Genomic DNA, 9,561 nt, shown 5'->3' on the forward strand with positions numbered 1-9,561 from the left:
GGATTCGAACCCCCGAACCCGAAGGAGCGGATTTACAGTCCGCCGCGTTTAGCCTCTTCGCTATCTCTCCAAGCAAATCAACAGTCACAATTATACCATTGATTTAATTAAAATGCAACCCCTTATTTGTTCAAATTGTAATTTTCGATGGCACTTTCCACTGCTTTTTCAAGGGATTTATAGAGACTGTCTACAGATGCATTTTTAACAAGGGCAAATTGGGCACCCATATCAGCAATCTCAGCAATAGCCTTCTTCCCAATCGTTAATTGGTAGCCATCAAAGGTTTCCTTACCTACAACCACTTTACTATCTGCAATTTGAATTTCGATTTTTTTATCTTTTTTACTCATTCTTCTACCTCATTTCAACCCCTTAATTTTACAAAATTTTTCACATGCTTGCAAGCCGAAAATGTTTCGTGTTTAAATTATTATATTTTGCTAGTATCTCTTTCTAAGAAAAAAGAGGGAGTTCTCCTCCCTCTGATCATTCCTTTAATCGTTTACTTTGAAGATCCATCCTTCTGGTGCTTCAATATCACCAAACTGAATACCCGTTAATTCATCATAAAGCTTCCGGGTAATCGGTCCTACTTCCGTTTCTGAATAGAAGACATGGAAATCATCTCCGTGCTGAACACCCCCGATTGGAGAAATAACTGCGGCAGTTCCACAAGCACCTGCTTCGACAAAGCGGTCTAGATGATCGATTGGGACATCCCCTTCGATTGGTTTCAAACCAAGACGATGCTCAGCAAGATAGAGCAAGGAATACTTGGTTATAGATGGCAGAATTGATGGGCTAAGTGGAGTGACAAACTCATTATCAGCTGTTATTCCAAAGAAGTTAGCAGATCCCACTTCTTCAATCTTAGTGTGGGTCGCTGGATCCAAGTAAATCACGTCTGAGAAGTTCCGAGACTTAGCTAATTTACCAGGTAAGAGGCTAGCGGCATAGTTTCCACCGACTTTCGCTGCACCCGTCCCATGAGGAGCTGCCCGATCATATTCGTCTTGGATTAAGAAGTTGGTTGGAACCAAGCCACCCTTGAAGTAGTTTCCAACTGGCATAGCAAAGATAGTAAAGATGTATTCTTCTGCTGGCTTGACTCCAATGATATCTCCGACTCCAATCAAAAGCGGACGAAGATAGAGGGTTCCACCTGTTCCATACGGTGGGACATATTCTTCATTGGCACGCACTACTGCTTTACAAGCTTCCACAAACATATCCGTTGGAACTCGAGGCATCAAAAGACGATCAGCGGTCCGTTGAAGGCGTTTGGCATTTTCATCTGGACGGAATAATTGAACACTGCCATCCTTTGTCCGATAAGCCTTCAAGCCTTCAAAGGCTTGCTGTCCATAGTGCAAACTTGGAGAAGATTCTGAAATATGAAGAGTGGAATCTTCAGATAACTCTCCCTTCTCCCAGGCTCCATTACGGTAATAAGCAATGTATCGATAGGGTAATTTCATATAAGAAAATCCGAGATTTTCCCAATCAAGTGATACTGTCATTTTTGTTTTCCTTCTTCCATTCAAGACTTGCTAAATAGCAAGAGCCACCTGTGAAGATGACTTTATTCATGTACTCTATTTTACACCATTTCATGAGAATTTCAAGTGAAGTTTGCAATTTTCTGAAAATTTATCAATCAAGAAAGCCAGCCACAAATGAGCTGACTTTTACTTACTTAATTCTAGCTGAATAGACTTCTTGATCAGAGATTTGATCGTTGACAAAGGAACCATTGCTGGTTCGTTCTGACAAGCTGAGCTGGGTAACATCTACTTCTGTCACCTGACCTGTTGTGGAGGTAATCTGAAGGATTTGATCCTGCTCTGCTACTTCTTCCTGGCTCGTAAAGAGATCAAAATCTCCTTGGTCCGTAAAGACTGGACCTGCCTTAAAGACACGGTGTGGTTTAGCCTTTAATTCACGAAGGACTTGGAGTCCCCGCTTAGCCCGGCTGGTCACTGGAATATCGTCCTGGGACATCCGTTTCAGACTGCCTCGCTGGGTCAGAATGTACATGCTTGGAGTCGTTGACTTAAAGACAGCTGCCACTTGATCCCCGTCTTTGAGGTTAATAGCTTTAACACCTGCTGCTTTGGCCCCAACTACTGGGACTTCTTCAATATTGAAGCGTAAGCCGTAACCATTTTTGGTAATGATCATGATGTCCTCGAGGACAACTGGTGCAACCGCTACGATACGGTCCTCTTGGTCTTTCAGCTTAGCGTACTTCGTTGATTTGGAGCGGTAGGTCCGCCATGGGCTCAATTCCTTGCGTTCAAAGCGCTTGATTTGGCCTTGTTGGGTAGTTGCAAAGTAGGTCACACCCTCAAACTGATCCACAATCTCCGCAAAAAGTATTTCTTCTTCCTGCTCGAAATTGGTCAAGGTTTGACTGAGGTGTTCGCCGATGTCCTTCCACTTGGTATCTGCTAATTCATGAACAGGTCGATAAATGGCATTTCCTAAGTTGGTAAAGAGCAAGAGATGCTGGGTAGTCTTAGCAGGCTCCACGAAAATCAATTCATCGTCATCTCGCTTACCGACTTCTTCAACTGTAGATGCATTGAAAGAACGAGGAGAGGTTCGTTTGATATAACCAGCACGGGTCACGCTAACGAAGGTTTCTTCTTCGACAATGAGGCTGGCTGTGTCAATCTCAATTGTTTTAGCAGTGTCTTGCAACTCACTACGACGCGGATTGCCAAAGAGCTTCTTGACTTCACGCAATTCCTTCTTCATGAGATTGAACATGGTCCGTTCATCCCCAATGATAGCCTCCAAGGTGGCGATTTGCTCCTTGAGGTTAGCATGTTCTTCTTCCAAGGTGACGATATCTGTATTGGTCAAACGGTACAATTGCAAGGTGACAATGGCTTCTGCTTGCTCTTCTGTGAAATCATAGCTGATCTTAAGGTTTTCCTTAGCATCTGCCTTGTTATCAGAAGCACGGATCAGAGCGATGACTTCATCAAGGATGGAAATCACGCGGATCAATCCCTCTACGATGTGGAGGCGTCGTTCAGCCTTTTCCTTATCAAAGCGCGAGCGAGCGACAATGATATCCCGACGGTGAGCAATGTAGCTAGAGAGGATCGGTACGATTCCTACTTGTCGTGGTGTGTAGTTATCAATCGCCACCATATTGAAGTTGTAGTTGACCTGCAAGTCTGTGTACTTGAACAAGTAGTTCAAGATTAGATCAGCATTGGCATCTTTTTTCAACTCAATAGCAATACGAAGACCATCTCGGTCAGACTCATCACGAACTTCCGCAATACCGGCCACCTTGTTGTTGATACGAATTTTATCAATATCTTTGACTAGAGTTGCTTTGTTAGTTTCATAAGGAATCTCAGTGACGACGATTTGCCGCTTGCCGCCTTTGAGTTGCTCGATTTCTGTCTTAGAGCGGACAACCACCCGTCCCTTACCAGTTTCATAGGCTTTCTTAATCTCATCGCGACCTTGGATAATAGCACCAGTCGGGAAATCAGGTCCAGGTAGAAACTCCATGAGTTTGTCTACCTTGGCAGATGGATGGTCGATCATGTAGACCACTGCATCGATGACTTCAGCAAGGTTATGGGGCGGAATATCTGTCGCGTAACCAGCTGAGATCCCTGTAGCCCCATTGACCAAGAGGTTTGGAAAGGCTGCAGGCAAAACAGTTGGCTCTTTTTCTGTATCGTCAAAGTTCCAGGCAAATGGCACTGTTTTCTTTTCGATATCTTGAAGGAGATAACCAGCAATTTCAGATAGACGGGCTTCCGTATAACGCATGGCAGCCGGTGGATCACCGTCCATAGAACCATTGTTACCGTGCATCTCAACAAGAATCTCACGATTCTTCCAGTCTTGAGACATGCGGACCATGGCATCATAGATCGAACTATCCCCGTGAGGGTGAAAATTCCCCATGATATTTCCGACAGACTTGGCAGACTTGCGGTAGCCCATGTCATGGGTATTGCCATCCTTATTCATAGAATAAAGAATCCGCCGTTGAACAGGTTTCAAGCCATCCCGAATATCAGGAAGGGCCCGTTCTTGAATAATGTATTTGGAGTAGCGACCAAAGCGCTCTCCCATGATGTCCTCTAAAGACATAATTTGGATATTACTCATATAGGATACAAAGCCCGTAAAATACAAAGTGAAAATAGGAAATTCTTGCAGTGAGCGATGCTCACAAGAGAATTTATCTTTTTCACACAGTATTTAGGGCGTGTTCAACTCCTTTCAAAGAATGTTGAGTAGATTTTTAGAAAAAGGAATTCAGTCACTTCAAGTAACCAAACGATCCTTTCTGTAGTTTTAAGTGTTTGAAATAGATGATTGAATCAATAATTCAACAGTTTCTCCTCAGCATAAGTCATCAGCTTCTTAGCTACTTCCAGATCATAGGCAAATCCCAACTTTTGGGCTAGGATTTGAGCTTCCTGATCAAAAACATTCATGGTAGAAAATAAAGACTGAGTAAGCTCTTCTAGATTAGATAAATTAAGTAGCTTTGAGAACTCCTTCTCTTTCTCATCTGGTAGATAGTGAAAAAGGTGCTTGTAGTTCTTTCCGATATCAACTATTCCCTTATCACTTGCCACCTGCCAAGCTAGTATCTTGAGGAGTTCTTGATGGCAAATGCCATAGAGGTGGTCGGTCGCATAGAGGAGCTGATTTCTTCGTATCCCTTTGACGACATAAGCCGATACCCACCAAAATTCATTGCAGGACGCTGCAAATTTTTCTTCGGAGGGCGGAGCGATCCAGTAGCGCTTGGCATTAGGCTGATAGGCTTCAAACAAACCATTTTCGTCTTTTAGCACTCTGAAACCTGCTTCGCTGTCCACCCACTCTTGGATATACTCCTTGGGGCAGAGGGTTAAATCAATACGATTCCCATCTTCAAAAAGCATGAGATACAGACGACGATGTCCAAGGACATTGTGCTGTTCAATCAGACGCATTCCAAACTGGTCTAGCCAAGATAAATCAGATAACAAGTCGTTCAGATTCTCAACAATATAGACCACATCATAATCTTGGAACTCATCTTCTTGGGTCTGTGGATTGATCCGCGATCCGGATAAAGCCACTGCTTCCACTTGCAGGGATTCAGCAATTTTTAGAATAAGATTCAATATTGCGGATTCTGTTTCCATGATAACATCCTTAATAAAAAAACTAAATAATGAAATTTGTCTAGTACAAAGATTACAAAAACTAGATATTATAAATATATAACAAAAATTATTAATCTAATCAGTAAGATAATCTGGGATCATTTTTTATAGGAAATTTCAAAATAGTCTAAATTCAATTACTAAATAAAATGTATAATTATCCATTTACCCTTCACCAATTAAGTAATTACTAATTTTATAATACTTAGCAGGTAAATTTTTTTTATCTACTAATTCCAAGAGCATTTCTGCAATGATGCTAATTTTAGTATGTTTATTAAATGAAGCTAGATTAAAATATTCTCCACCAAATTGAGCGTAAATTAACAATTTTTCATCATGTTGGTTAATATAATCAATCTCCTCCTTCGACAAATAGACATTAAAGTAAATACCGTCTTTAGGATTAATAAAAAATTGATATTTTTTTTCTTCAGTAATTATCGAACCTCTATTTAGCATTCGTTCAAGCAGATTTTTAAAATCTGTACTACTTTCAATAACACCTGTATACTGAATCTCAGTATCATAATACAGTTGCAAACATCTTTCTATTTTTTTTAAAGTCATATTAAAATTCTCAATATGACGTTTTGCAACAATTACCATTGCTTCAATCTTGTCAAATTCGTCCTTATTGCTATCAAGGTTATCTAATATAGTCAATATGCCATTGTAATCATTTAAATAATCCATGCAATTATTTAAAAAAATGTTTTTAAATTTTTTATCAATGATTAGCTTTCTAATAATTTCCCTCGAATTATCAAAATTTTCTATTTCATATCTGTTCCAGTTACCACCACTAAAACCACCAATTATATTCAGTGATAAACTCTCACTTTTATTATTTATTTGTTGCAAATTTTCATGAAAATGGTTTTCTTCATTATTTTCTATATCTATTGAATTATTTTCATAGATTATTTTTTTAATTTCATCAATTTGATCTTTAATAATTTTATGATTTCTATTTTGCGCATCAAGTATTGGTATCTGAATAGCTAAAATAGTTAGTTTACTATCTTCCGATAAATCAGTTATTGATTTAAGTAATTCAGCATATAGCTCGTCCATCAACTGTTCTGAAAACTCTCGTTCAGATTTATTTAGACAATCACCATATTCTAAAGAATCTTTAAAATCTAAATACTTCTTTTCAGGATTATAGATTAACAAAAGGATTGACTCAAATATGCGTTTATGATCCCAAAAATTCATTACTCTTTCAAAGCTAGGATTATCTTTGTGACGACCATTAATATATTCTTTAAAATCTTTAACAGCTTTCTCAAGAATTCGAATATCGTTATCATTCTTAATACCTATATTTTTAAAGAAAAAATTCAAAGAAAAATCAGCAACTTTTCCAAAGACATAAGAAGCAATTCCTAAATCAAAATTCATATTATCCACCTTATCCTTAAAATACCGTATTTTCTTCCAAGGTAAACTTAACGTTATCTTCAATCCATTGGCGGCGTGGAGCTGCCTTATCGCCCATTAGGACTGAGACACGGCGTTCTGCACGCGCCAAGTCATCAATGGTGACACGGATCAAGGTACGGGTCTCTGGGTTCATGGTGGTTTCCCAAAGTTGGTCCGCATTCATTTCCCCCAAACCTTTGTACCGTTGAAGGGTTGCTCCACGGCCAAAAGTTCGACGTAGGTCTTCCAATTCACTGTCTGTCCAGGCATAAGCAACTTCTTCTTTTTTCCCTTTGCCTTTAGACATCTTGTAAAGAGGAGGCATGGCGATATAGACACGTCCTGCTTCGACCAAGGGACGCATATACCGGTAAAAGAAAGTTAGGAGCAGGGTCTGAATATGGGCCCCATCCGTATCCGCATCGGTCATGATGATAATCTTGTCATAGTTGGCATCTTCGATCGTAAAGTCAGCCCCAACTCCAGCGCCGATGGTATAGATCATAGTGTTGATTTCCTCATTTTTGAGGATATCGCTCATGTTGGCCTTCTCAGTATTGAGAACCTTCCCTCTAAGCGGAAGGATGGCCTGGAACTTACGGTCTCGACCTTGCTTAGCCGACCCACCGGCTGAGTCTCCTTCGACTAGATAGAGTTCATTCTTAGCTGCATTCTTGGACTGGGCTGGGGTCAATTTACCAGATAAGAGTCCCTTATCCTTCTTGTTCTTCTTGCCATTTCGACTCTCATCACGAGCCTTCCGAGCTGCTTCACGCGCATCTCGGGCCTTGATGGCCTTGCGAATCAGATTGGAAGCTAATTCCCCATTTTCCATGAGGAAGAAGGTCAACTTGTCAGCGACAATCCCGTCGACGACTGGTCGTGCAAGTGGACTTCCTAGTTTGTCCTTGGTTTGCCCTTCAAACTGCAAATGGGCTTCTGGAACCAAGATCGAAAGAACAGCTGAAAGACCTTCACGATAGTCTGATCCTTCTAGGTTCTTGTCTTTTTCTTTGAGAAGTCCTGTTTTTCTTGCATAGTCGTTCATGGCCTTGGTAATGGCTGTCTTGAGTCCAGTTTCGTGGGTTCCCCCATCTTTGGTACGGACATTATTGACGAAAGACAAGATATTGTCGGAATAGCCATCATTGTACTGGAGAGCGACTTCTACTTGGAATCCTTCTGATTCTCCATTAAAGTAGAGAACCGGCGTCAAGGTTTCCTTATCTTCATTTAAGTACTCAACGAAATCCTGTACCCCATTTTCATAATGGAAGGCGACGTAGTTGTCTTCTTCCTTACGAAGATCTGTCAACGTCAGCGTAACATCCTTGAGCAAGAAGGCTGATTCTTTGATCCGTTCTGCAATGGTATTAAACTTGAAATCCGTCGTTGAGAAGATGGTTGCATCCGGCATGAAGGTAACCTTGGTCCCAGTCTTAGACTTAGGAGCCGATCCTATCTTCTCAAGAGTGGTGACAGGTTTTCCACCATCTTCAAAGCGTTGCTTGTAAACTGCTCCATCACGGGTAATCTCTACCTCAAGCCAGCTAGAGAGGGCGTTCACGACGGAAGATCCCACGCCGTGGAGACCACCAGAGGTCTTATACCCTCCTTGTCCAAACTTTCCACCTGCGTGGAGGACGGTAAAGATGACCTCAACGGTTGGTTTACCCATGGCATGCATCCCTGTCGGCATCCCCCGACCTTGGTCCGCTACAGATAGGGAACCGTCTTTGTTAATGGTAACGTCAATTTGAGAACCAAAACCAGATAGAGCTTCATCGACGGCATTGTCGACAATTTCCCAGACCAAATGGTGAAGACCATTTCCGTCTGTCGATCCAATATACATCCCTGGACGTTTACGGACCGCATCCAACCCTTCTAGTACCTGAATGGCATCGTCATTATAATTATTAATGTTGATTTCCTTTTTAGACACAAGGAACCTCCTGTTTGTTCATCTTTTCTATATTACAGCTTTTTAGGAAATTTTGCAAAATTTTTCTTTCTTCTCTCCCTTTAATTAGCCCATTTAAGTACGATTAGCTTAAACCGACTATCCGATGTGACAATTATGGACGAAATTTTCTTTTTCATTCAAAGCAATTTTGATATAATGAAACTATGATGAAAACAATTCTTTTACTCGTATTAGCATACTTATTAGGTTCTATCCCTTCTGGTTTGTGGATTGGGAAAGCCTTCTTTAACATCAATCTACGCGAACACGGTTCTGGAAATACAGGGACCACCAATACCTTCCGTATCTTAGGGACGAAGGCAGGTCTGGTCGTCTTTGCAGTTGATTTCCTCAAAGGAACCTTGGCTGTTTTATTGCCGACTATTTTTGGGGTTACAGGGATTTCGCCAATGGTCTTTGGTCTTCTCGCAGTCCTTGGTCATACCTTCCCAATTTTTGCAGGCTTTAAAGGAGGGAAGGCAGTCGCGACCAGTGCAGGAGTCCTCATCGGCTTCTCACCTCTCTTTCTATTAATCTTAGCTATATATTTCTTTGCTAGCCTCTATTTAACTAGCATGATTTCTTTTTCAAGTGTGACAGTCGCAATTTTGGCAAGTATCGGAGTCCTCATCCTCCCACTGACTGGTTGGATCCTCCCAAGCTACGATATCATCTTTACCATTATCGTCCTAGCACTTTCGTCCTTGATTATCATCCGCCACAAGGACAATATCAAACGAATCCTCAACAAGAATGAAAATATCGTCACCTGGGGTAAAAACATCACCCATCAAAAACAAAAAGACTAGAGTCTAAACTCTAGTTTGAGAGCGTAAACAATCTGTTTTTCCTTACAAATCAAATAAATTCTATAAAAATAAAAAAATTCATTCGTTAGAATTATTCAATCATCTACTGAAACTTTCCGCCGTGAGAAAAGTGCTAGAAACACGATTGTTTCTA

General features: G+C 40.9%; 7 protein-coding genes. 1 reads left to right on the top strand and 6 read right to left on the bottom strand.

Annotated features, from left to right (window positions below; genetic code table 11):
* Window positions 1-122: 122 nt before the first annotated feature.
* The 6 genes from ADH49_RS03105 to parE all read right to left on the bottom strand — a co-directional run bounded on the left by ADH49_RS03105 (window position 123) and on the right by parE (window position 8,577).
* Window positions 123-353 (bottom strand): DUF2969 domain-containing protein, encoded by a 231-nt coding sequence (locus ADH49_RS03105; RefSeq protein WP_006596420.1) that lies wholly within the window; start codon window positions 351-353, stop codon window positions 123-125.
* A gap of 144 nt (window positions 354-497) precedes the next feature.
* Window positions 498-1,523, bottom strand: coding sequence for a branched-chain amino acid aminotransferase (locus tag ADH49_RS03110; protein ID WP_048689421.1), 1,026 nt, complete (start codon window positions 1,521-1,523; stop codon window positions 498-500).
* Between the two features lie 172 nt (window positions 1,524-1,695).
* Window positions 1,696-4,149: a DNA topoisomerase IV subunit A gene (parC, locus tag ADH49_RS03115; protein ID WP_048689439.1), complete on the bottom strand. Its 2,454-nt coding sequence runs from the start codon at window positions 4,147-4,149 to the stop codon at window positions 1,696-1,698.
* A 215-nt stretch (window positions 4,150-4,364) separates the two neighbouring features.
* Window positions 4,365-5,183 (bottom strand): aminoglycoside 6-adenylyltransferase, encoded by an 819-nt coding sequence (locus tag ADH49_RS03120; protein ID WP_048689423.1) that lies wholly within the window; start codon window positions 5,181-5,183, stop codon window positions 4,365-4,367.
* Between the two features lie 186 nt (window positions 5,184-5,369).
* On the bottom strand, window positions 5,370-6,611 hold the full coding sequence (locus ADH49_RS03125; protein ID WP_048689427.1) for a hypothetical protein: 1,242 nt from the start codon (window positions 6,609-6,611) through the stop codon (window positions 5,370-5,372).
* Window positions 6,612-6,627: 16 nt separating this feature from the next.
* Window positions 6,628-8,577, bottom strand: coding sequence for a DNA topoisomerase IV subunit B (gene parE / locus ADH49_RS03130; protein ID WP_048689430.1), 1,950 nt, complete (start codon window positions 8,575-8,577; stop codon window positions 6,628-6,630).
* Window positions 8,578-8,765: 188 nt separating this feature from the next.
* Here parE and plsY point away from each other — a divergent pair, with 188 nt between their 5' ends.
* A complete protein-coding gene (gene plsY, locus ADH49_RS03135) occupies window positions 8,766-9,407 on the top strand; it encodes a glycerol-3-phosphate 1-O-acyltransferase PlsY (protein ID WP_185946457.1) in 642 nt (213 codons plus the stop codon).
* Window positions 9,408-9,561 lie beyond the last annotated feature (154 nt).

It is taken from the genome of Streptococcus sp. 400_SSPC (assembly GCF_001072745.1).
Taxonomy (GTDB): domain Bacteria; phylum Bacillota; class Bacilli; order Lactobacillales; family Streptococcaceae; genus Streptococcus; species Streptococcus xiaochunlingii.